The 21919-nt window shown below is 69.2% G+C and carries 21 protein-coding genes and 2 pseudogenes; 8 read left to right on the plus strand and 15 right to left on the minus strand.

Going from position 1 to position 21919, the window contains the following annotated elements; genetic code table 11:
* Window positions 1-274: 274 nt before the first annotated feature.
* Window positions 275-1462 (minus strand): helix-turn-helix domain-containing protein, encoded by a 1188-nt coding sequence (locus ACIBF8_RS25680; protein ID WP_396786257.1) that lies wholly within the window; start codon window positions 1460-1462, stop codon window positions 275-277.
* Window positions 1452-1613: a hypothetical protein gene (locus ACIBF8_RS25685; RefSeq protein WP_396786259.1), complete on the minus strand. Its 162-nt coding sequence runs from the start codon at window positions 1611-1613 to the stop codon at window positions 1452-1454. Before ACIBF8_RS25685 ends, ACIBF8_RS25680 begins: the two co-directional genes overlap by 11 nt.
* 111 nt (window positions 1614-1724) lie before the next feature.
* Here ACIBF8_RS25685 and ACIBF8_RS25690 point away from each other — a divergent pair, with 111 nt between their 5' ends.
* Entirely contained in the window at window positions 1725-2804 is a 1080-nt protein-coding gene (locus ACIBF8_RS25690; protein WP_396786261.1) for a helix-turn-helix domain-containing protein, read from the plus strand.
* A 426-nt stretch (window positions 2805-3230) separates the two neighbouring features.
* Window positions 3231-3707, plus strand: a pseudogene (locus ACIBF8_RS25695) (HD family hydrolase); the annotation flags it as partial.
* 1503 nt (window positions 3708-5210) lie between these two features.
* Here the strand turns inward: ACIBF8_RS25695 and ACIBF8_RS25700 are convergent.
* Window positions 5211-6197 (minus strand): zinc-dependent alcohol dehydrogenase family protein, encoded by a 987-nt coding sequence (locus ACIBF8_RS25700; protein ID WP_396786263.1) that lies wholly within the window; start codon window positions 6195-6197, stop codon window positions 5211-5213.
* A 160-nt stretch (window positions 6198-6357) separates the two neighbouring features.
* Here ACIBF8_RS25700 and ACIBF8_RS25705 point away from each other — a divergent pair, with 160 nt between their 5' ends.
* From ACIBF8_RS25705 to ACIBF8_RS25715, 3 genes are read left to right on the plus strand one after another with little or no spacing between them, the layout of a single operon-like run.
* Window positions 6358-6945 carry a copper chaperone PCu(A)C gene (locus tag ACIBF8_RS25705; RefSeq protein WP_396786265.1) on the plus strand — a complete coding sequence of 196 codons (588 nt, stop codon included), beginning with the start codon at window positions 6358-6360 and terminating at the stop codon, window positions 6943-6945.
* Window positions 6942-8165: a Dyp-type peroxidase gene (locus ACIBF8_RS25710; RefSeq protein WP_396786267.1), complete on the plus strand. Its 1224-nt coding sequence runs from the start codon at window positions 6942-6944 to the stop codon at window positions 8163-8165. Before ACIBF8_RS25705 ends, ACIBF8_RS25710 begins: the two co-directional genes overlap by 4 nt.
* Window positions 8162-8701: a copper resistance protein CopC gene (locus ACIBF8_RS25715; RefSeq protein WP_396786269.1), complete on the plus strand. Its 540-nt coding sequence runs from the start codon at window positions 8162-8164 to the stop codon at window positions 8699-8701. The genes ACIBF8_RS25710 and ACIBF8_RS25715 overlap by 4 nt, the downstream gene beginning before the upstream one ends.
* A 55-nt stretch (window positions 8702-8756) precedes the next feature.
* On the opposite strand, the gene ACIBF8_RS25720 is transcribed toward ACIBF8_RS25715, so the two are convergent.
* Together ACIBF8_RS25720 and ACIBF8_RS25725 are read right to left on the minus strand one after the other, a co-directional pair.
* On the minus strand, window positions 8757-9890 hold the full coding sequence (locus tag ACIBF8_RS25720; protein WP_396786271.1) for a cupin domain-containing protein: 1134 nt from the start codon (window positions 9888-9890) through the stop codon (window positions 8757-8759).
* A gap of 13 nt (window positions 9891-9903) precedes the next feature.
* Entirely contained in the window at window positions 9904-10164 is a 261-nt protein-coding gene (locus ACIBF8_RS25725) for a hypothetical protein (protein WP_396786274.1), read from the minus strand.
* 198 nt (window positions 10165-10362) lie between these two features.
* Between ACIBF8_RS25725 and ACIBF8_RS25730 the strand changes: the two genes are divergently transcribed.
* Window positions 10363-11952: a LuxR C-terminal-related transcriptional regulator gene (locus tag ACIBF8_RS25730; protein ID WP_396786276.1), complete on the plus strand. Its 1590-nt coding sequence runs from the start codon at window positions 10363-10365 to the stop codon at window positions 11950-11952.
* Window positions 11953-11999: 47 nt separating this feature from the next.
* Here ACIBF8_RS25730 and ACIBF8_RS25735 read toward each other — a convergent pair whose 3' ends face one another.
* A complete protein-coding gene (locus ACIBF8_RS25735; RefSeq protein WP_396786278.1) occupies window positions 12000-13010 on the minus strand; it encodes an aldo/keto reductase in 1011 nt (336 codons plus the stop codon).
* A gap of 115 nt (window positions 13011-13125) precedes the next feature.
* Here ACIBF8_RS25735 and ACIBF8_RS25740 point away from each other — a divergent pair, with 115 nt between their 5' ends.
* Complete coding sequence (locus ACIBF8_RS25740) at window positions 13126-13731, plus strand: TetR/AcrR family transcriptional regulator (RefSeq protein ID WP_396786280.1); 606 nt, start codon at window positions 13126-13128, stop codon at window positions 13729-13731.
* 36 nt (window positions 13732-13767) lie between these two features.
* Here the strand turns inward: ACIBF8_RS25740 and ACIBF8_RS25745 are convergent, their stop codons facing one another.
* The 6 genes from ACIBF8_RS25745 to ACIBF8_RS25770 all read right to left on the minus strand — a co-directional run bounded on the left by ACIBF8_RS25745 (window position 13768) and on the right by ACIBF8_RS25770 (window position 18800).
* Complete coding sequence (locus tag ACIBF8_RS25745) at window positions 13768-14397, minus strand: VOC family protein (RefSeq protein ID WP_396786282.1); 630 nt, start codon at window positions 14395-14397, stop codon at window positions 13768-13770.
* A gap of 64 nt (window positions 14398-14461) precedes the next feature.
* Window positions 14462-15652, minus strand: coding sequence for an MFS transporter (locus ACIBF8_RS25750; RefSeq protein ID WP_396786284.1), 1191 nt, complete (start codon window positions 15650-15652; stop codon window positions 14462-14464).
* 316 nt (window positions 15653-15968) lie between these two features.
* A complete protein-coding gene (locus ACIBF8_RS25755) occupies window positions 15969-16862 on the minus strand; it encodes a pyridoxal-phosphate dependent enzyme (protein WP_396786286.1) in 894 nt (297 codons plus the stop codon).
* 75 nt (window positions 16863-16937) lie between these two features.
* Complete coding sequence (locus ACIBF8_RS25760; protein ID WP_396786288.1) at window positions 16938-17597, minus strand: IS982 family transposase; 660 nt, start codon at window positions 17595-17597, stop codon at window positions 16938-16940.
* An 85-nt stretch (window positions 17598-17682) separates the two neighbouring features.
* Window positions 17683-17955 (minus strand): hypothetical protein, encoded by a 273-nt coding sequence (locus tag ACIBF8_RS25765; protein ID WP_396786290.1) that lies wholly within the window; start codon window positions 17953-17955, stop codon window positions 17683-17685.
* A complete protein-coding gene (locus ACIBF8_RS25770; RefSeq protein ID WP_396786292.1) occupies window positions 17952-18800 on the minus strand; it encodes a helix-turn-helix transcriptional regulator in 849 nt (282 codons plus the stop codon). The genes ACIBF8_RS25765 and ACIBF8_RS25770 overlap by 4 nt, the downstream gene beginning before the upstream one ends.
* 144 nt (window positions 18801-18944) lie before the next feature.
* Here ACIBF8_RS25770 and ACIBF8_RS25775 point away from each other — a divergent pair, with 144 nt between their 5' ends.
* Window positions 18945-19724 (plus strand): NAD(P)H-dependent oxidoreductase, encoded by a 780-nt coding sequence (locus ACIBF8_RS25775; protein WP_396786294.1) that lies wholly within the window; start codon window positions 18945-18947, stop codon window positions 19722-19724.
* Window positions 19725-19755: 31 nt separating this feature from the next.
* Here ACIBF8_RS25775 and ACIBF8_RS25780 read toward each other — a convergent pair whose 3' ends face one another.
* From ACIBF8_RS25780 to ACIBF8_RS25790, 3 genes and pseudogenes are all read right to left on the minus strand, one after another.
* Window positions 19756-20280 carry a RidA family protein gene (locus ACIBF8_RS25780; RefSeq protein WP_396786296.1) on the minus strand — a complete coding sequence of 175 codons (525 nt, stop codon included), beginning with the start codon at window positions 20278-20280 and terminating at the stop codon, window positions 19756-19758.
* A 380-nt stretch (window positions 20281-20660) separates the two neighbouring features.
* A complete protein-coding gene (locus ACIBF8_RS25785) occupies window positions 20661-21332 on the minus strand; it encodes a DNA alkylation repair protein (RefSeq protein WP_396786298.1) in 672 nt (223 codons plus the stop codon).
* 365 nt (window positions 21333-21697) lie between these two features.
* Window positions 21698-21916: pseudogene (locus tag ACIBF8_RS25790) on the minus strand (hypothetical protein); the annotation flags it as partial.
* Window positions 21917-21919: the final 3 nt, after the last annotated feature.

Raw genomic sequence — 21919 nt, forward strand, 5'->3', positions numbered from 1 at the left:
CCACCCGCTACGACAAACTCGCCGTTCGCTACGAAGCCACCCTCACCATCGCCGCCATCAACCAATGGCTTCGCGCCCTACGAAACACGGCCTAGTCGATCAAAGCGGACGACTTGGCTCCTGCCGGCCGCTTCGGTGTGAACTCTCGGCGAGCCGGTCGGGTCGGGCTTGATGCGAGGTCAGACGACCCGCTGGCGCGCTTCTCGGCTCGGTTCGGCTTACACGGTTGCTGTACTTCGCTGCTGTACTTCTGACCCCCTGGAGGCATCCGCGCTCAAACCAGGCCGAGGCCAATGGCGAAATCGGTGATCGTCGTAGGGGCGTCTGCCCGTTGGGCAACCTCGGTGACGACGCGCCGCGCCGCCGGTCGATGCCGTATCTCCGAGGGTGCGATGCTGTCGACCAGAAGCAGGCTCCGGGCCGCCGTGATCACGTCGCCGACCTGAAGGTACGCGCGAGCGACGTCGACGAGATGCGCAGCACGATGTTCGAGCGGCAACCATCGCCACCCCTCTCGTTCAACGACCTTCTCGTGCTGCGTAACCGCGCGCTTTCCGTCGCCCAGCTCGATTGCCACGGCAACTCGGGCCAGATCAACGGCCACCGGCCCGAAGGCGGTGTGATGGTGATCGTGTCCATCGCCCACCCGCATCGCCATCTCCGTCGCCTCGTTCAGCAGGCCACCAGCGTCGCGGTCCATGCCCGCTCTGGCCGCTGTTAGGGCAGCCTGCACGAGCAGCGATCCGCACAGGGACAGCGCCTGCGGCGTGCCGCCGTTCGGATCGGCTGGAGCAATCCGGTACGCAGCGGTCAGCATTACCGACTTCGCCCGAGCCGACGCACGCAACACTTGGCCGAGCTGCACCGCCGCACAGGCCAGTAGCACCGGATCTCCGATGGCAGCGGACATTGCCCGATCGGCAGCCAGCCAGGCGAGGCTTGCCTCGTCCAGCTTGACCAGCAGCGCCGCCGTCACCCGATACGCCTCCACCACGGCCGTACGGTCAGCGCCCGACTCCTGTGCCTGAAGCCGTTGAACACCTGTCAACAACGCCGGCAGCTGCTCGATCAGCTGCGGATACCGTGCGTGCTGGTAGGTAGTCCAGGCGTGCCCGACCGCCCGGCCCAACTGATCAGGTGACGCGTCCCGGCAAGCAACCGGACGGCTGCTCGCCATCCCGTACGTGGAAAGGGCCGCCCGAATCTTGGAGACGCCTTCCGCGCGCTCGACCAACTCCACGGATCGAACGTCCCGTCCGAGCAGGGTCGCGGCGTCGACCCGAAGAACCGCAGCGACCTCCCGGATCGTCGAAACCCGCTCCAGGGACCGCACCCCGCGCTCGACCTTGTCCACCCAACTCTTGGACTTCCCCAGTCGATCCGCGAACGACTGCTGCGACAGCTTGCGCCGTGCCCGCAGATAGGCCACACGCCGACCAATCGGAACCGAATCACCGGTCACGACGCCACCGCCGATCCGGCACCGCCCGTGTCGTTTCCTCAACCGGGATGCGGTCCGCCTCGGCCTGCTCCAGAATCCGCTTCCTGGCAGCTTCCCGCTCCGCTGCCTGCACCCGATCGCCGGTCCTGTCGCCTGCGGCGTTGTCACTCATCCCTGCCTCCGCAGTGCTTCCGCTCCTGCCTCATGTGGGATCTACTCTGGTGACCGCGCGACTACGCTCGGAAGCACCTCGATGCTTTCAGGACTTTTCACAGGGGATCCGATGGATGACCTCGGTGCGCAATTGAGGCAGGCTCGGCTTGAGGCCGGCGTGACACTGGCCTCCATCGCGGCCCGTACCTGCTACTCGGCCTCGCATCTCAGCAACGTCGAGGCGGGACGCCGGACCGCGACGCCGGACATCGTGCTCGCGTACGCGCGAGCGTTGGGAGAAGCCGACGTGAGACGCAGAGACCTCCTCGCCGCAGCCACCATCGGCCCGATCGCTGCCAACGACTTGATCCGCAACGGCTTCACTGCCGCGCTCGCCGGACACCGCGACGGCGTCGATCATTGGCGCGACCGCGTCGACCAGTACGGCCGCGACTACATGGAGCTCGGCGCGGACTCCCTTCAGATCAGGCTCGCCAACGACCTCGTCGTCATGCAACAGCAGCTTGACAGCCCGATCATGTGGGCCACCGCCGCCCGCGCCCTGACCACCTACGGAAAGACGACGAAGGATCCCACCGAAGCCATCGGCTGGTACGACACCACCCGCGTCGGCGCCGATCGCTCCGACGACCTCGCTGTCCGCGTCTGGGTACGCGGCCGAGCCGCCATCGCCCTGGCCTACGAGGGCGCCGCACTCCCCGTTGCGCAGCGCTACGCGGACGAAGCGATTGGCTTGTCTGACCGTCCGTCGCTCGGACAAGTCCAAGCGCTGATGGCCCGCGCTCACATCGCCGCCGGACGAGGCGACACCGCCGCAGCCATCGCCGCAGATGAAGACGCCCAACGTGTCTTCGAGCGCACCGCCTCACCCGACGGCGAGATATCCGACGCCGCCGTACCCGCCTGGCGCATGGCGACCTTCCGATCCATGCTCTACGCCCGCCTCGGGCTCATCCAACGCGGCGAGCAGGCCCAGATCGACGCCGACCGTCTCCGGCCTGCCTCGCTGACCCGCTTCGCCACCCACATCGAACTTCATCGCGCCCTCATGATGGCCAAAGCCGGCGACGGACCCAGCGGACTGGCACACGCCCGACGCGCATGGGCTGCGCTACCGACCAACCGCCGCTCGCAAACCCTCGGCCTCGTCCTCCGTGAAGTCGAGAGAGCCGCGGGGCAGCGACGCTGAGCCAGCGAATACACGACCCCTCGCTTGTAAGTTCTGGGCGCGTCGTCCGGCGGGGGCCGTCCGCGACCTCGGCCGACAGTCCGCGGTCCGGCCGCCGGCAGCTGCCCTCGCCCCAGCCGCTTGCTGTCAGCGCTGCTGCCGCACGGTTTAGGAAGGAGTTGCATTCGCCTGAAGCACCGGCCCCCGACCAGGGCATACCCCGGTTCTAACAGCGAAGGTCTTGTTCATTCCGGGCATGTTCCGGATCTTGTGCCCTGACCCCATCTCGGGGCTCTGCCACGCTGGCAGCAAGATAGGCGTTGCGGCGCGCGATGAGGCGTTGCAGATATGGCCGCAGGATGAAGTTGGCCACGAGGCCGCCAACGGGTCCCATCGGCGCACTGAAATCGATGACATCGCGCATGAGGGTTGCCGAGGAGTTAGCCGCAACCCGAGTCCATCGCCGAGCACTCCTTCCGAACGGCGCTCATCGGAATGATGCTCGCTGCCATGGAGGGCGCCGATCCAGCACGAGTGTCGATGCTCTGCGTCCTGCACGACACCCAGGAAACCCGAATCACCGACATCCCACAAATCGCCAAGCGCTATCTCACCGCCGTACCCAACACCGCCGTCACCGCCGACCAGGTGGCCGCCTGTCCCCCAGCCGTCGCCGACGTCATCACCGCCGCCGTCGCCGAGTACGAAGCCGGCGAGACACTGGAAGCTGTCGTCGCCCGCGACGCCGACAAGCTGGAATGCCTCGTCCAAGCCGTCGAGTACCGCCACCAAGGCATCGACAACGTGCAGCGCTGGATCGACAGTTCACGAGCGGCGCTGAAAACCGCCAGCGCCCACCGCCTCGCCGACGCCGCCCTCAGCGGACAACCCCTGGCCTGGCTCACTCCCCCGCCGCAGGGGTAAGCGTTCAACACTTGGTGTTGTATTGATCAACGCGCGGGGCGTAGTCGATCAAGCGGTTGACTTGGCTTCTGAGCTGCTATTACGTCTGGTACTGATGGTCAGCAGTGGGCGCCGCGGGGTTCCCCTCAGACGGCCTGAAACCGGCATGATCTTGGGCTCAGCCGGCGCGCCCGCGACGGTCCGGACGACCCAAGGGCGGCCTGATGAGGTTTCGGCTCTAATCGGTCCTGTTTACGAAGGGCAGCACGTACGTTACTGATCGCACATGAAGATCCTTCGACGGTACTGGGGCCTTGTCGCGTTGGCTTGCTACTCACCGCCTGGCGGACGACCCAGGTGGGTCCTGGAGTGTTGTACCTACTGTCGGGTGCGGTCGTACTCTGGTCGCTCTTACAAGCGCCTGCCTGGTGCGAAGCCGCGACCCCGAAGCCGTGGTGGCTTCTGCCGGAACAACTCTCGAGGGTTGCTGCTCGGTTGCCATCTCCGGACCCGAGCGTCAGACGTTGACGCGGAGCGGAACGTAGACGGGTTCCCATCCCTGCGGCACGGCACAACCGGGGGGAGCGGCACGCCTGGAGGCAATGGATCATGCCGGTCATGCGGCTGCTGATAGAGCGCCTACCATCGCTGAGGTGGAGGGGACTCTGTTGGGACTCGGCATGTTCCTCTGTGCCGGGTTCAGTTGCCTGATGCTGTGTGCTGTCGTAGCGGCGCTCGCCGCCTGGCCACGAGGCGAAAGTAAGGGCTGGTAGGTGAGGTGTCGGCAGCCGGAGACGTTGAAGCGGAACTCAGACCCCCTTCGCGTGACCTGCGGCAGGCTGGCCGGCATGCTGGTCACCTTCCGTCCTGGCCTTACGTCATTGGTGGCTGGTTGCCGACGTCTCACGCTGTCTTGTGCCCCGTGTGTGCCCTAAGCCCGAGGAGTGGTACTTCCTCCAACGGTGGAAACCCGCCCCGGCCATGCTCCCACCTACCGCGCCCAGTATCGCCTCGTTGAAGGCCCTGGCTGCTCGACGTGTCCCAACGCGACCATCAGTCCGGTCCCTGCCGTCATCACACCCGCAACCAGCAAGGTGGCGCAGAGAAGGAGGCGAGCGCGCATCGCATCAATAGAGCAGCTACCCCAGCCCGAGCGCCAGGCCATGAAGGGGCTTGCGCCGTCGCCGCTCGGCAGGGACTCGACCTTCCCGGGATCGACGCCGGGTGTACAGCTGAACGCGCGGCCGATTTGCTCGGAGTGCCCGTCGCGTCCGGCCTTGTCGTGTGCGGTTCGTTCCTGCGCCTGTACCAGGCCCGACGTGCGGGTGCGATTGGGCTTGGCTACGAATGCGGACGCGATTCACGCAAACACCTAGCCACCAACCAGACCCCAGTCGTTTCGGACCTTGCCACCCTGACCCAGGCATTGCTCGCTCCGTAGCGCCAGCCTCTGACTTGCAAAATGAGAGTGGGCGATGCTGGTATCGAACCAGCGACCTCCTCGGTGTGAACGAACCGCTCTGCTCAGTCGGCGATGTCCACGATGACCTTGCCCTGGGCGGTGCCGTCAGCGACCAGGCGGTGGGCGTCCATGACCGTGTCCAGCGTGAACGTACGCCGGTCCAGGCGGGGGCGCAGCGCGCCGGCGTCGGCCAGCGTGGCGATCTCGCGCAGGATCTCGCCGTGGTGTTCGCGGCCCCGCCCGGTGAGCATCGGCAGCAGGGTGAACACGCCGGAGTAGGTCGCCCCACGGAACGACAGCGGGGCGAGCGAGTGTGAGCCCCAGCCCAGCGCGCTGACGACGTGCCCGTGGTAGGTGCGTACCGCCGCGAACGACGCGTCGAGCGTCGAGCCACCGACGTTGTCGACGATGACGTCGAACCCCTCGCCGCCGGTGTACCTCTCGACGTACTCCTCGACGGTGCTGGTGGTGTAGTCGATTGAAACGGCGCCCAGACTCTCGATCACCCGCAGGCTCGCCGGGCCGCCGGTGGCGTACGCCTCGGCGCCGCGCGCCTGGGCAAGTTGCACACCCACGTAGCCGACACCGCCGGCACCGCCGTGCACCAGCACCTTCTGCCCGGCGTGAACCCCGGCCCGGTCGACCAACCCCTCCCAGGAGGTGACCGCCGCCAGTGGCAACGCGGCGGCCTCCCGCATCGAGAGGCTCCTCGGCTTACCGGCCAGCAACCGGGCGTCCACAGCGGCGTACTCGGCCAGCGAGCCCTGCAGGTCGCCCACGCCTCCGCAGAGCCCGTACACCTCGTCCCCCGGCGCGAAGCCGGTCACCTCCGGGCCGACCGCCGCGACGACGCCGGCCAGGTCCAGGCCGAGCACCGCGGGCAGTTGGACCCGCGCGTGCGCGGCCTTTCCTGCCTGGATCTTCGTGTCGAGCGGGTTGACTCCGCTGGCGACGATCCGCACCAGCACCTGACCCGCCCCGGGAGTGGGTTGATCGATCTCCTCGACCGTCAGTGGAACGTCGAACTCCCGCAGCACCGCAGCCCGCATGACAATCCACACTCTCCGTGATCAAGTCGTCACGAGGACGCTATCGGACTGGGCTAGCCGCCGGGCGGCTTCGGCGGCGTCCCGCATCGGCCCCGCCGGAACTTTTCGGCTGACGCGCCCGACCACCCGGACGCCACACCCGTGATCGAAGGGACCGTTCATGCTCAGCACCACCCTCGTCGGCCGGTACCGCCGCTCGGCTGCCGTCGTCGCCACCGCCACACTCCTGGCCGCCGTCTCGGCCTGCGGGTCGTCCGAGGACTCGCCGTCGGCGACCCCGAGCCCGTCGGCGGTGGCGTCGGCCAGCGCGACCGCCGGGGTGGTCGGCATCCGCGATCCATGGGTGAAGGCCGCCGACACGGGCATGACGGCCGCGTTCGGCACGCTGGTCAACGACGCGGACACCGATGTGACGATCGTCGGCGCCGCCAGCGAGCTGTCCCCCATGGAGCTGCACGAGATGGCCATGGAGAACGGCAAGATGGTCATGCGGGCCAAGCCGGGCGGTGTCGTCGTCAAGGCGAAGAGCACCCACGTGTTGGAGCCCGGTGGTGACCACCTGATGCTGATGAACGTGAAGCAGCCGGTACGCGCCGGCGACCAGCTGACGTTCACGCTCACGTTCGCCGACGGTAGGACCCAGACCTTCTCGGCGGTGGCCAAGCCGTTCACCGGCGCCCAGGAGAGCTACGCGCCCGGTCACGGGGCCAGCCCGACGCCGGGGATGAGCATGAGCCCGGCCGCATGACCTCGGAACCGACACCCCGTCCGGTGCGCAGGCGCGGCCTGCTCACCGGCGGGGTCCTCGCCGCCGGAGGTGTGCTCACCGGCGTGGCCGTCACTCGTGACCCGCGCCCCCGCGACGGCGGACTGACCGAGGCCGCGCTGGCCACCGTCGGCACGATGGTCGAGCCATTCCACGGCGTCCGGCAGGCCGGGGTGGCCACCGAACCGCAGACGCACGGATCGTTCGTGGCACTCACTCTGCGGGCCGGCACCGACCGGGCCGCGCTCGGTCGGATGCTGCGGCTGCTCACCGACGACGCGGCCCGGCTCACCCAGGGCCAGCCCGCCCTGGCCGACACCGAGGCCGAACTCGGTCTGCTGCCCGCCCGGCTGACCGTGACCTTCGGCTTCGGCCCCGGCCTCTACCGTGCCGCCGGGGTCGACGACCGGCGGCCGGCCTCGGTCACCGAGCTACCCGCGTTCCGCATCGACCGGCTCCAGCCGGCCTGGTCCGGCGGTGACCTGCTGCTGCAGATCTGCGCCGACGACGCGATCACGGTGGCGCACGCCCAGCGGGTCCTGATCAAGGACAGCCGACCCTTCGCCACCGTCCGGTGGGTCCAGCAGGGCTTCCGGCGCAGCCCCGGCGTCGAACCCGGTGGCCGCACCCAACGCAACCTGTTCGGTCAGCTCGACGGCACCGCCAACCCCCGTCCCGGCACACCGCTGGACACCGCCGTCTGGGTGCCGGACGGGCCGGCGTGGCTGCGCGACAGCACCACCCTGGTGTTACGGCGGATCAGCATGAACCTGGAGACCTGGGATCTGCTCGGCCGGGCCGACCGCGAGGTCGCCGTCGGCCGTCGCCTCGACACCGGCGCCCCGCTCACCGGCACCGCCGAGCACGATGAGCCCGACTTCGCCGCCACCGACGCCGACGGCCTCACCGTCATCCCCGACTTCTCCCACCTGACCCGTGCCCATGTCGGCGACGACCGGCAGCGGATCCTGCGCCGGCCGTACAACTACGACGGTGTGCCGACCGCGGAGGGTCACGCCGACAGCGGCATGATCTTCGCCTCGTACCAGGCGGACATCGCCCGGCAGTTCCTGCCGATCCAACGCCGCCTCGCCGAGCGGGACCTGCTCAACGAATGGACCACCCCGATCGGGTCCGCCGTCTTCGCCATCCCGCCCGGATGTCAGCCGGACGGGTGGATCGGCGAGCAGGTGCTCGGATGAGCCGCGCCGCACGACTCGGCGCCGCGGCGCTCGCCGCCGTGTTGACGCTGCTCGCTCCGGCCGGCCCGGCGTGGGCGCACAACACGCTCCGGTCCTCGTCGCCGGCCCGGGACGCGACCCTGCCCGCCGCGCCGACCGAGGTTTCGCTCGAATTCTCGGCGCGGCTGGATCCGGCGTTCGCGACGGTCGTGCTGACCGACGCCAACAAGCGCAGGGTCCCTACGGGCGACCCGGTCGTGGTCGGCACGACGAGCACGATCTCGGTGCCCGGCACACTGCCGAACGGGACGTACACCGTCGGCTATCGGGTGGTCTCCACCGACGGGCATCCGCTGCAGGGGTCGTACCCCTTCTCGGTGGCCGACCCCACGGCGAACGCCGCGCCGATCAGTGGCGCCGGCACCTCGGCGGACGCCGTCGGCGCGAGGGCGGACGGCGGACCGCGCGTGGGCTTCCTCGTCGCGGGTGCCGTGCTGGCCGCCCTGGTCGCGGCGGCCGTCGGCCTGTCGCTGCGCCGACGGGCGGGCCGCCGCTGACGGCAGACCCTCCACGACGCGGTGACCGGCCTCGCGAATCGAGGCCGGTCACCGCTCAGATCACGACCTGTTTGGTGTTCGGCAGCGCGTCGACAATCGACTTCTGCACGTTGATCGTGTCGGCGATGATCTCGTGGGGCGTGTTCGCCATCCACTGCATCACCGAAATGTCCTCGAATCGGGGATGGCGGAACATCTCCAGGAACACCAGCGGGTCGTCACCGGTGTTCTCGATGTAGTGGCCGTAGGCGAAGGGGACGTAGCCCACGTCGCCGGCCTGGAAGTCGAACGTTCGAGCGGCGGCCTGCGACGCGAACACGCCCATCCGGCCGGTGCCGGAGATGTAGTACTGCCACTCGTCGGTAGTGGGGTGCCAGTGCAACTCCCGCATTCCTCCGGGCTCGACCTCGACGAGGGCGGCGGCGGTGGTCACCGAGGCGGCGAAGTTGGTCGAGTCGGTGACTCGGACCGTGCCGCCGCGGAAACGCTGCGGGGTCTGCGCGAGCATCCGGTGCTTGAAGCTTCGCGGGATGTCACCGGTCGGGCTGACCACCCGGTCCTGTTGCAGCGGCGGCGGGACGTCGCCCTGGAAGATGTACTTCTCCCGCGCGGGCAGGTTCTCCATCTGTTCCAGCGTCCAGCCGAAGTTCTTGGCCAGGACGTGCCGAGGTGTGTGCGCGAAGAAGTCGCTGAGCAGGAAGGTGTTGTTCTCCGAGAACGCGCCGTCGTCGAAGACCAGCAGGAACTGCGCGCCGTCCTCCAGCGCCTGGATGTTGTGCGGCACGCCCTGCGGAAAGAACCACAGATCGCCGGCCTTGACGTCCTCGATGAAGTTGCGGCCCTCATGGTCGACGGCGGCGATCCGGCAACTGCCACTGAGCATGTATGCCCACTCCGACTGCTGGTGCCAGTGGATCTCCCGGTATGCGCCTGGCTCGAGACCGAACTGGACGCCGGACAGCTGGCTGGCGATCGGGAGGTCGCGGCTGGTGACCTCCCGGGTCCAGCCGCCCTTCTCCACCCGGGTGTGCGCCTGCGAGAAGGAGAACTTGAGGTTGGGCACCAGGCGGCTGTCGGTCGTCGGCGGCACCACAAGGTCCGGATTCTGCCGCTCAAGCTCGACGTTGCGGCCCGCCAGGGGCGCGGCGCCCTGGTCGCCGCGCCGCGGCTCGGGATCGCTCTTCGCCATGATCGCTGTCTCCTCACTCGGGTTGGATCGGACTGGACGCGGGAACGGATCCGCCCCGCAGCCGTTCCCGGGACGACAGCCCCAGCAGGGCACACACCCCGGGCCAGCCGTACTGGACCGCGACCGCGACCGGAATCGCCGCGGCGGTCGCCACCAGCACCAGGCGGGTCCACCCCGGAGCGTGGCCACCCGCCCCGGTGCTGGCGCAGAGGACGAACATCAGCAGTACGACCCGGAGCCGATGCAGACCGGGAAGTTCGGTGAACTGGGCCATGATTCGATAATCGGCGCCGAGCGTCGACCGTCGCATCACGTGATCGCGCCATTACCTCACGTCAGATCCCGGACGGCGTGGGCCATTCCGCGCAATCCCGCCGGTTCATCCATCCGGGCGCCCGTACCTGCCGTCATGGCTAGGCTCGGTTGCAGGACGGCATGTCGACGGGCCGGGTAACGACCGGGGAGAACGCCATTGTCCGAATCATCCCTCAACGCCGGAGCGCTTCCGGTCGACGACAGTGCCACCGACGTCGAACAACGACGGCATCGACTGTTCGCCACGGCGGACCAACTCCGGCTCGCCGGGCGCGGCATGGAGGCGCTACACGTCCTGGCGGCGGAGATCGCCACGAATCGGAGCGGCGAGCGCCCCCGGGCCCACCTGCTCGGCCGCCTGGCGCAGATCGTGACACTGGAGCAGCCGACCATTGCCCTCGCCGGCCTGCGGGCGGCGTTGCACCTCCGACTGGACGCCCGCAGCCGCAGCACCCTGTTGGCCCTGGTCGCCACGATCGCGGCCCGCACGGGCCATCCGGACACCGATGCTCTGCTCCGCAACGCCGGCACCGCGCACGCCGCAGCGGGTGACCAGTCGTCCGCTCGCCACCTCACCCTCGGCCGGGCCGCCCGCTCGCTCGCGCACGGTGATCTACCGGGAGCCCAGGCCCTGCTGGCGGCCCTGGACTCGGATTCCTGGGCGGCACGAGCTGACGCCCCGTCCATCCGCGCCGAACGGATCCTCGTGCAGCTCGGCCTGGGTCAGCACCAGGACGCTCGGACCTCGACCCGCCAGGCGCCCGACGAGACCGCATGGCTCGATGCCCCGCTCAGCAGGCTCACCGCGCTGGACTGCCTGCGGATGGTGGCCGTGGGAGAGCTGCCGGAGGCGGCCGCGCTGGCGGTCACCACGCTCAGCTCGGGCTCGGCGGACATCAGTCGGGAGGTACGTGCCCTGCTGGTCGCGGTGATCGGCGAGGTCCGCTACCGCCGGGGCGAACAGGACGACGCGCGCGCCGCCCTCCGCCCGTGCCTCGCCGAGGACCGTTGGCCCGACCGTACGCTGTGGACACTGGCGTTCTGCGTCGCGGTTCGCGATCCCACCCTCAGCGTGCCGGCGAGCCTGCTCACCAGGGTCGTCGCCGATCTGCACCGGTCGGTCCGGCCGCTGCTGCCCGTGCCGCACTTCGGCCCTCGACTGGTACGCGCGGCGGTGGCCGCCGGCGACACCCAGGCCGCCGGCCGGGTCACCGAACTGGTCGAGCTGGTGGCCACCCGTACGCCGGTGCCGCTGTGGCAGGCGCTGGCCGACCAGAGCAGGGGGTTGCGCGATCGCGACCCGGACGCGCTCCGGTCGGCGGTCGAGCGGCTGCGCACCACCGCCGCGCGACCGGCACTGGCCGACGCGCTGCTCGACCTCGCGAACAACCCTCGGCTGCGAACCGGGGAGGCGCACGATGCCGCACACGAGGCGGCCGCCCTCTACGCGCGGATCGGCGCCCCGGGCGACCAGGCGACAGCCGACCGGCGCTGCGCCGACCTCGCCGCCACCCCGCGCCATCGGCCGTCGAGCGACGAGCCCCTGGGCCGGGGCATCGAGGCGCTCACCCCGGCCGAGGAGCGGGTGGCCGAGATGCTCGCCGCCGGCGCCACGAAGAAGGAGGCGGCCACCAACCTCTTCGTCTCCTTCCACACCGTCGACACCCAGCTCCGCTCCATCTACCACAAACTGGGGATTCACAACCGGATGCAGCTGGTGCGGGCCTGGGAGCGCACCAGGCGATAATCGGCCGATGACCGCCCCAGCAGCCTCCTGAACCCGCCGGCCCGGGGCTACTTCTCGCTGTCGAGCAGAGCCATCATCGGGCTCGCGTACCGCTGGCCGGAGGCGGCACCGGCCGGCACGGCGCGCTCGATCTCGTCCAACGCGTCCTGGTCGAGCAGCACGTCGACCGCGCCCAGCGACTCGGTCAGCCGATCCCGCCGCCGCGCACCGACCAACGGCACGATCTGTTCGCCCTGCGCCGCCACCCAGGCGATCGCCACCTGACTGGTGGTCACCCCGAGCCGCTGTGCGACCCGGCCGAGGGCGTCCACCAGGCGCAGGTTGGCGGTCAGGTGCTCGCCCTGGAACCGTGGGCTGTTGGCCCGGAAGTCCGTGCCGGTCAACTCGCGGTCCGCCGACCAGTGGCCGCTGAGCAGACCTCGGGACAGCACCCCGTAGGCGGTCAGCCCGATGCCCAGCTCGCGCAACGTCGGCAGGATGGTGGCCTCCGGGCCCCGGGACAGCAGCGAGTACTCGATCTGGAGGTCGCTGATCGGCGCCACCGCGGCGGCCCGACGGATGCTGTCCGCGCCCACCTCGGAGAGCCCGATGTGCCGGATGTAGCCGGCCTGCTGCATCTCGAGCAGCGCGCCCACGGTCTCCTCGATCGGCACCTGCGGGTTCAGCCGCGACGGCCGGTAGATGTCGATGTGGTCGGTGCCCAACCGACGCAGCGAATAGGCCAGCCGGTCCTTCACCGCCGCCGCCGACACGTCGTACGGTGCCGCCTGGAAGCCGCCCTCCGGCGTCCGGCGCGCGCCGAACTTCACGCTGAGCACCACGTCCTCCCGGCGCCGCTCGCGCAGCACCCGGCCGATCAGCATCTCGTTGTGACCCGACCCGTAGAAATCCCCGGTGTCGATCAGGTTCACCCCGGCATCGATCGCGGCGTGCAGCGTCGCAATGCTCTCCGCCTCGTCGGCCGGCCCGTACAGGTCCGACATGCCCATCGCGCCGAGCCCGATGATCGACACCTCTGGCCCGGAGGCACCCAACCGTCGCCGTCGTAGACCCGTCATGTCCTCGTCTCCTTCGGTCGTCGTCGCGGTGCGTCGTGGTGTCGGGGCACCGCTGTGTACGCTATGTCCATATAACCATCGAGTAGACAGCCCGTCCATATAACCGGGAGGACCAGTGGTCGAGCTCACGCCGGATCCCACGCCAGCGCGGCGTGGTCGCGGCCGTCGCCCCGCCGAGCAGGTACGTGCCGAGATCCGCACGGCTGCCGGTGACCTCCTGCTGGCCGAGGGCATGGCCGGCTTCACCATCGAGAAGGTCGCCGCCCGCGCCGGGGCCAGCCGAATGACCATCTACAAGTGGTGGCCCTCCAAGGGAGCGCTCGCCCTGGACGGATACTTCACCGTCGTCGCACCCACCCTGGCCTTCGCCGACACCGGCGACATCGTCGCGGACCTGACCAACCAGCTCGTCGCCTTCGTCCACCTCGTGCGGGACACCTCCGCCGGGCGGGTCATCAGCCAACTCATCGGACAGGCGCAGACCGACCCGGAACTGGCCGCCGCCTACCGGGAGCGCTACTCCGGCCCCCGGCGGGCCCTCGCCGTCGAAACCCTCACCCGGGCCATGGCCCGCGGGCAGCTACGCGCCGACATCGACCCCGAATCCGTCGTCGACCAACTCTGGGGCGCCTGCTACCACCGGCTTCTCATCCCCGACCTGCCGCTGACCGAGGACTTCGCCCGCACCTTGGTCGACAACCTCATCCGCGGGCTGCGCTGACCGGCGAGCAGGACAAGCGCACCGGCGGGCGGGAGTTCACTGCGGCAGCGCCGCGCCTGACTGCTCGCTCACCATGTACGCCGCGTACCAGTCGGGCCAGTTGTCATCCCGCTCTCCGGTGCGCTTCTCGTGCTCGCCGTGCGCCTCGGCCGCGCGCCGGAGCGCGCTCGCCAGGTCGCTCGCGGAGCCGAACGACGTCAGGCCACCCTCGATGCGCCCGGGAAGCCTGGTCGTGATCTCCTGCATCAGCCAGGTGTTGCCGTCCGGGTCGCGTAGCGTGGCGCGCGAGAAGTAGCTGCGCCGCTCGGGGTCCGGCCCGGCGACCGGGCCGTCCGGGCTGACATGAAAGACGTCGCCGACGTCGACCCCGGCGGCGACCAGGGTGTCGCGCGCCGCCTCGATGTCGGACACGATCAGGTACGCCATGGCCGAACCGGGTGCCGCGGACGTGAGCCCGGGGCCGAACTGTACGGAGCACGCGGAACCGTGCGGCGTCAACTGGACGATCCCCGGTGGGGTCTGGTCGAGCCGCCACCCGAGCCGTTCGTAGAACGCCTTCGCACGGTCCACGTCCGACACCGGGATGACGATCACCTCGAGCTTCACGTCGAGGCTCTCGATGCGCGACGTCGCACTCGCGTCGCGCTGAGCAACCTTCGGGCTCATCGCCGCCCCCCTCCTGATCACCACGCTACTGCTTGCGTCCCTGCTCGGCGCCGGCTTCCCGGCATCAGCCCGATGCCATCCTGGTGGCCCTGCGCACCCCGAAGAGGGCGACCAGGGCCAGGAGGATGACGGCGACGGAGTACTCGTCGGCGGTCCGGGGCAGGCCCCCGGCGTAGACGACGAGGAAACCGGCGATCACCGTGGGGAGACCGAAGCCGACGTAGCAGACGACGTAGAGCACGGAGAGCACGCTGGCGCGTTGGTGCGCCTCGACCAACGGCATGACCGTCTTGAGGCTGCCCTGGAAGCCGCTGCCGAAGCCGACGCCCCCGAGCGCGAGGCCGACGAAGAAACCCGGGACGGACTGCGCCATGACCGACACCAGTGTGACGATCATGCCCAGGATGAGCGCGACGATCCCGGTCAGGATCACCGTCCGCGCGGCGGTGTTGCGCTGCACCAGAACGGCGATCGACCCGAAGACGGCGAAGACGAAGAGGACCAGCCCGCCGACCACGATCGACGTGTTCATCAGGCTGCGGACGAGCGCCGGGCCGAGCGCGCCGAAGAACCCGGCCAGCGCCCAGATCGCGAACAGCACCGGGACGACGACCAGGACCGGTTGGCGCACCGAACGGGGCAGCGTGATGTCCGGCCGCAGACTGCGTCGCGCCCCGGCCATCGGCGTGACCGTCTCCGGCATCAACGCGACCCCGACGCCCTGGATCAGCAGGATCACGAGAAGGACGACGTACACCAGCCGCGTCGGCGCGGGCAGGAACTGGATGAGCAGCGCCGAGAGCAGGGCACCGCTTCCGGTGCCGATACCCGGGGCGATCGAGTTCGCGAGCGTGCCTCGGCTGCGGTTGATGTCGAGCATGGCGGCACCGACGGCGCCGGTGGCGGCGCCGGCCGCGAGCCCCTGCACGAGGCGGGCCACCAACAGGGCGGGTACACCGTTGGCGAAGACGAAGACGACCAGCGAGAGCATCTGCACCGCGATCGCGACGGCCAGCACCGGCCGCCGACCGACGTGGTCGGACAACCTGCCGAAGGTGAGCAGCGACCCCAGCACCGCGAGGGCGTAGACGGCGAACACCACCGTGGTCGTCACCGGCGAGAAGTGCCAGCGTTCCTGGTAGATGCCGTAGAGCGGGGTCGGGGCCGCCGACGCGGCCAGAAACGACACGAGGATCGACGCCAGCAGCACCAGGGAGACCGTCGGCGAGAGTCGGGCTCGCCCTGCGATCGGCATGTCGGTGCTCCTCGGCTGCACGGAAAGCGGTCCGGCCCGGGCGTTCCGTCGGCCCAGAGCCACGGCGGCGTACCCGGCGAGCGCGCTCGCATGCCAGTTCGGCCGGATCCGCGCGGTCCGCCGCCGGGCGCGCCCGCCCGGGGAGAGCCGGCGTCCCGCGCCGCCGGCTCAGCTGGTCGAACGGCATCGGCGAACACGAGGTCCGACTCGTGTGAGAAGGGATCGGCCTGCACACCACGCCCGAGGTTCCGTACCGCCTGGAGCCGGAGGTCGCCCTGGTCACCGCAGGTGTCGAGACGGACGTCCTCGGGATCGGCTACCACGAGTACAGCTCGGGGTGGCCGAAGAGCCCCGGTAGCCCGCCGGTGTGCAGGAAGACGACCCGGTCGCCACGCGGGAAGCTACCGGCCAGCAGCGCCGCCATCGCCCGACCGGTGTACGTCGGGTCGAGGAAGACCCCCTCCGTACGCGCGGTCAGCTCCAGTGCCGCCCGGGCGGCCTCGGTCAGCGTGCGGTAGCCGGCACCGACCTGAGTGCCGTCGATCCGCAGTGCATCCGGCTCGACCTCACCGACGAGCAGCCCGGCGACGGTCGCCCGGGGGTCCGGCACGGCGCCGACATCCACGCCGACCACCCGCTGCGCGCCCAACTCCCGCACCAGGCCGGCCATCGTCCCGCCGGAGCCGAGCGCCACCACGACCTCAACCCCGTCGATGGTCGGCAGCTGGTCCCGCAACTCCCGAGCACAGTCCACATAACCCTGGATCGACGCGGTCGAGGTGCCACCGAACGGAATGACGTACGCCGATCGTCGCGCCGCCTCGGCCGCCACCACGTCGACGAGCGGGCGTTCACCGGCCCAGACGATCTCCGCGCCGGCGAGCCCGTCGAGCAGCAGGTTGCCTCGCCGGCTCTCCGGGGGCGGGCCGGCGAGCACCAGCACGCAGGAGAGGCCGAGCCGCGCGGACGCCGCCGCGGTGAGCCGGGCATGGTTGCTCTGCGGCGCTCCCGAGGTGATCACGGTGTTGGCGCCGGCGGCGATCGCCTGCGCGCAGGTGTACCGGAGCTTACGGACCTTGTTGCCGCCCCCGCCGAGGCCGTTGAGGTCATCACGCTTGAACCAGAACTCGGCCAGCCCCAGCCGGGCGGCGAGCCGCGGCGCGGCCTCCAACGGCGTCGGCCAGGTACCGAGGGGAACGGGTGTGATCATCTGTGCAGCTAAGCACCCCACGGCCCCACCCGCAGTTTCCGGGCCTACACCTAGACGAGTAAGTCCGAAGCCTGGTCAGTGGTCGTAGGCGATCAAGGACCTGGTCACGGGTTGGCCGGTGGTCCGGTTGTGCCAGATCGCGGCGGTCATTGCGAGGAGGCGTTGCGCGACGCGTGCCGCGACGCCTTCGATGCTGCGTCCGCCGTGCAGTTCGAGGTTGAGTTGGCTTTTGAAGGTCTGGTTGACCGATTCGATGCTCTGCCGTACGGCCCGCAGCAGGCCACGGCCAGGGCGTGCCGGTTCGGTGCGGTACGCGGGTCGCACGAGGGTGATACCGCTGTCGTTGAGCCAGGCTTCGGTGTCGCGGTCGCGGTAGCCCTTGCCGTGCACGGTGGTGACCAGGTGCAGCCGCAGACCCCAGAACAGCCGGGAGTGCGAGGCGCAGTAGCCGTAGCCGGCCCAGCCGGCCAGGTCGGAGCGTAGGTCCGTCTCCCGGGACGTGCCGCACGGCACCGGGGTGGAGTCGGCGATCCGGATCGGGTGCTGCCACCGGTCGGTGTCGGTGGCCAGGACCGCGGCGACATGGGCCAACTGGGTGCTCAGACGCCGCAGGCGCTTGTTGTAGCCGGCGATCCCGACCTTCGGCCGCCACGGGATGAGCTGCGGGCACGCCTTCAACTCGTCGTCGATCCTGACGGACAGTGCGGTCGCGAGGGTGTCCAGATCGACGTGCACGTGGCCTCCATGGCCTCGTTGCCTAGGCAACGCCGATCATGGATGCCCTCGTGCCTATTCGCTGCCCCACACCCCTTGGAATCGATCATCTAGAGGCTGCGGCTGATGCCAGCGCGGCACCGATGTCGTCCCGGGTCAGCCCAGAGGCGCGCGCAACGTGACCGGCGTGACCGGTGTTCCGGGCAGCAAGCAGCTGAAGCACGTCAACGCCGAGCACGGCCGCCAGCGCCTGCACCGCCTTCGCCCGCGGCCTGGTCCGGGCCGACTCGTAGCAGGACAGGACAGCACACTGCCAAACGCATCCGCGAAAATACCCGGTCAACCAGAATCGCCGCTGCAACGGCTTGTTGCGGCTCATGACGCATTCGTTACCCGTGAGCCTTTCCCTGTGGAATTCCCGTCACTACTAAGCGCGCTCAGCAGGCGTAGCCCGTCTTCGGTAGAGCTCCCCGATGCCGCCGACAGGACTAGCAGTTCCATGCCTGATTCATCCGGCAGTACGAAGTTCTCCTGGTGCAGGTCCAGTAGTCCGACCAGCGGGTGCCGGTACGCCTTGCGTCCATGTGTGCGGGCGCTCACGTCCGCGCGGGCCCAGAGGCGGCGGAAGCGCTCGCTGCCCATCGCCAGCTCGCCGATAAGCGAGGCCAGGCGTCGGTCGTCGGGGTACTTCCCGGCCGCTAGGCGCAGGTGCCCGACCACGTCGAGGGTGCATTTCTCCCAGTCGGCGTACAGGCCACGCTCGGCCTCCTCGAGGAAGATGTGCCGAGCGGTGTTCAAGCCCGGCATCTCCCGGCCGTAGAGGAGCCTGGCGAGGCGGTTCCCGGCGGTCACGTCCAGCCGGTGGTCCATGATCAGGGCGGGCGCGTCGGTGACCAGGTCGAGTACGCGCAGCAGTTCCGGCCGCAGGCGCCCGCTGGGCGACTTTGCGCGGCGGCGCCGCTGCCGGGCGAGCCGGTACAGGTGCCCGCGTTCGGTCTCGTCGAGGCGGAGAACGCGGACGAGCGCGTCGAGGACGTGTTCGGAGGGCTGGGTGGCGCGGCCCTGCTCCAGGCGTACGTAGTAGTCGACGCTGACCCCGGACAGGTGCGCGACCTCTTCGCGACGCAGCCCTTCGACGCGGCGACGGCTGTCGGTGGGGATGCCGACGGCGGAAGGGTCGATGCGGGAGCGCCGGGTGCGCAGAAAGCCCGCGAGATCGTCCATGCACCCAGTATGGCTCGGGTAACGCCCGTGAAGGTGGTCCTGCCGTTACCAGGAAGTCCCGTCCGATGGAAGAGCCGCCCCTGAATGACGCGGCCACCGGCGGCCGAGCATCCATGGCGACACACCTTGTTGAAGGGAACAGCCATGAAGACCCTCATCGTTTACGCCCACCCCGAGCCGCGTTCGCTCAACGGCTCGCTGAAGGACCTCGCCGTTTCCACGCTCGAAGCCGCCGGGCACGAGGTGCGGGTGAGCGACCTGTACGCGATGAACTGGAAGGCCGTGGTGGACGCGGCGGACTTCGGCGCGCACGCTACGAGTCCGCTGCAGGTGATACCAAGTTCGGGCGGGGCGACCGACGCCGGCGCGCTCACGCCCGACGTGGCGGCCGAGCAGGAGAAGCTGCTGTGGGCCGACACGGTGGTCTTCCAGTTCCCGATGTGGTGGTACACGATGCCGGCGATCCTCAAAGGCTGGGTGGACCGGGTGTTCTCCTTCCGCTTCGCGTACGGCGTCGGGGTGCACGACGAGACCCGGTACGGCGAGCGTTTCGGTGAGGGGACGCTGCAGGGGCGGCGGGCGATCCTGTCGGTGACCGTCGGGGGCCCGGAGTCCCACTACACCGATCGCGGGATCAACGGCCCGATCGAGGACCTGCTGTTCCCGATCCACCACGGGATCCTGTACTACCCGGGCGTGGAGGTGCTGCCGCCGTTCGTGCTGTACGGCACCGACAAGATCACCGGCGGCGACTTTGAGGACGCCGCGAAGGCATGGAAGGAGCGGCTGCTGTCGCTGGAGACGACCGAGCCGATTCCGTTCCGGCGCCAAAACTTCGGTGACTACGAGATCCCGTCGCTGCGGTTGAAGGAGGGCCTGGAAGTGCCGGGCCGCAAGGGCTTCGGCCTGCACGTGCGAGGTTAGCCGTCGGTGATCGACAGTACTGGGATCCGGCTTACTGCGGCACCACAGCGATAACGTCGATCTCAATCAGCATTCCGTCCAGCGCCAGGGCGGGCACCGGGATCAGAGTCCATGCCGGCTTCCGGTCACCCCATACGCGATCGAACTCCTGCCTCACCATCCCAAACTTCTCCTCGTTGTGGTCAACGACGAGGAGGTTGAACTTCGCTACGTCCGACATGGTGGCACCGGCGGCGGCGAGCACAGTCGCCGTGTTCGCCAGCGCTTGTCTGAGCTGCGTCCCGAAGTTCTCCGCCAGACCGCCGTCCTCAGTCTCGCCGCCTTGTCCTGCCGGAAGGATCATTCGCCAGCCGGCCGGGAATACCGCAAGATGCGAGTAGGCGTTCGGCCGAGGATCGTAGAGACCCTTCGGATTGATGAACTTCAGTTCGTCAACTTCACCCGCCGGAACGTCATGAGCCACGTCGTTCTTCCCCTCTGCGCCTGCTGTTAGGAGGTCTGCTCCGAAGGACCTGGAGCGGTCACGAAAGGTCTTTGTGCCGCTACCCTCAGTCATCACGAGTTTAGTGCTCCGGCCATGGACAGTGGTCGGAGTCTGCGCGACCTGCTATCCAGCCGCGTGTCCGGCGCCGAGAGTCGGGTGCGTCCAGGGCGTGCCCGCGTCGGCCAGCAGGCCGACATGCTCGCCGTGATGAGAAGCTGGACGAGCGGGGATGCAGAGGTGGTCATGACAACGCGTCGCGGTGGCGGTCGCGGTGGTCACGGTCTGGCTGCTTGCGGTGCTCCTCCCGCTCCGGCGACGATGACGATCGACTGCTGCCGTCGACCGTGACGTTTGCACCGCCCTACGCGCCGACTTCGCCCCTTGACCTTCGCAGAGGCATCGGGATGGCAGCGTCTGGGGAAGTGGCGGCACGAGCGTGAGGGCCGGCCTTCCTACTTGACGTGCTGTCGGCGCACCATTTCGGTGATCCAGATGGGCGCGAACGGCGACGTGCAGCCCGGGGGAGTCGGGTAGTTCTTGAGCACCTCCAGGCGCTCACCGATGTCGATTGCCCGGGCGCGGTGCTCGGGGTGCTCGATCCCGATCTGAGCCAGGCAGTGGTTCATCGCCCACTGCAGGCGATCCGGGGCGTCTTTCATCTCGGCCTCGATGACGTCGAGCAGTCCAGCGAGGTCGAGGCCCTCGGGCTTCTTCGCCACGCGTTCGGTGGTCAGCGCCCAGCCGGCACTGGCAACCACCGGGTCCGGATCGGCGAACCACGCCCGGCGCAGCTCCTCGGAGTGCGGATTCTTCTTCACCACGTAGTTCACGAGCCAGTCGTGCACCTTGGGCGTGCGCGCCTCGCGCAACATGACGTCCAACTCGTCACGCTCGAACGCCTTCGGGCGGCAGATCAAAATCGCCAGCAGTCTCGCCGCGGTGTCACCCGTCGCCCACAGCTGACACGCGAGTTCCTGCTGCGTCTTCAGCCGCTTCGCGAGCGCACGCAGCTTGCCGAGGTTCACGCCGTGATCGTCACCGTGTTTCTCGTTCACCTCGCGCATCTTCGGGTCCTCGAGCTCGGCCAACTCGGCCAGCACCTCGGCCACCGTCGTCTCGGCCACCTCAGCCTCCTGTCCGTCACGTGCGGGAGCAGCCTACGACGGAAACCGGCCACCCGTCGTATGCGCCGATTCGGCGGCAGCCACCCAAACGAAGTCCCTCGTCACGGCCGGTCGAGAACGCTCTCGAAACTGATGACGGCGTAGCGCTTGCCCGAGGCCATCGGCCTTGGGGCCGAGTGACAACCGCTGCAACGGATCACCGAATTGGAAGCTGGCAGGCCAAGCGCGCCCGCGCGAACCGGATCTTCGTCGTCGCGCCGCCGTTCCTCGTCACAGCTCAGGGATAGCGCCAACGTGGGATCGAGGCGTCAGCACGAGGGTGGCGAACTCTACCGTGCCGACGATCTGCAGGATGCGACGCGGGCTCACAGTCCGACGCCCGTGGTGGAGCCAGGACGGTAGACCATGAGGACGACGACGATCGCCCAGCGCAGGTTGAACACGCCCCTCAGCATCCCGAGTCGGCGTGCGATCCCGTCTGGCACCGACTCGCCGGCGTCGTCCGCGCCCGTGTCTAGCGCGTGGACGACGCGTGTCTGACCAGGCAAGATGAATGCGATCAGCATCGCGGCCGCAGCGGCAGTAAA

Origin of the sequence: Micromonospora sp. NPDC050276, from assembly GCF_044459545.1 — a bacterium.
In the GTDB taxonomy this organism is placed as follows: domain Bacteria; phylum Actinomycetota; class Actinomycetes; order Mycobacteriales; family Micromonosporaceae; genus Micromonospora.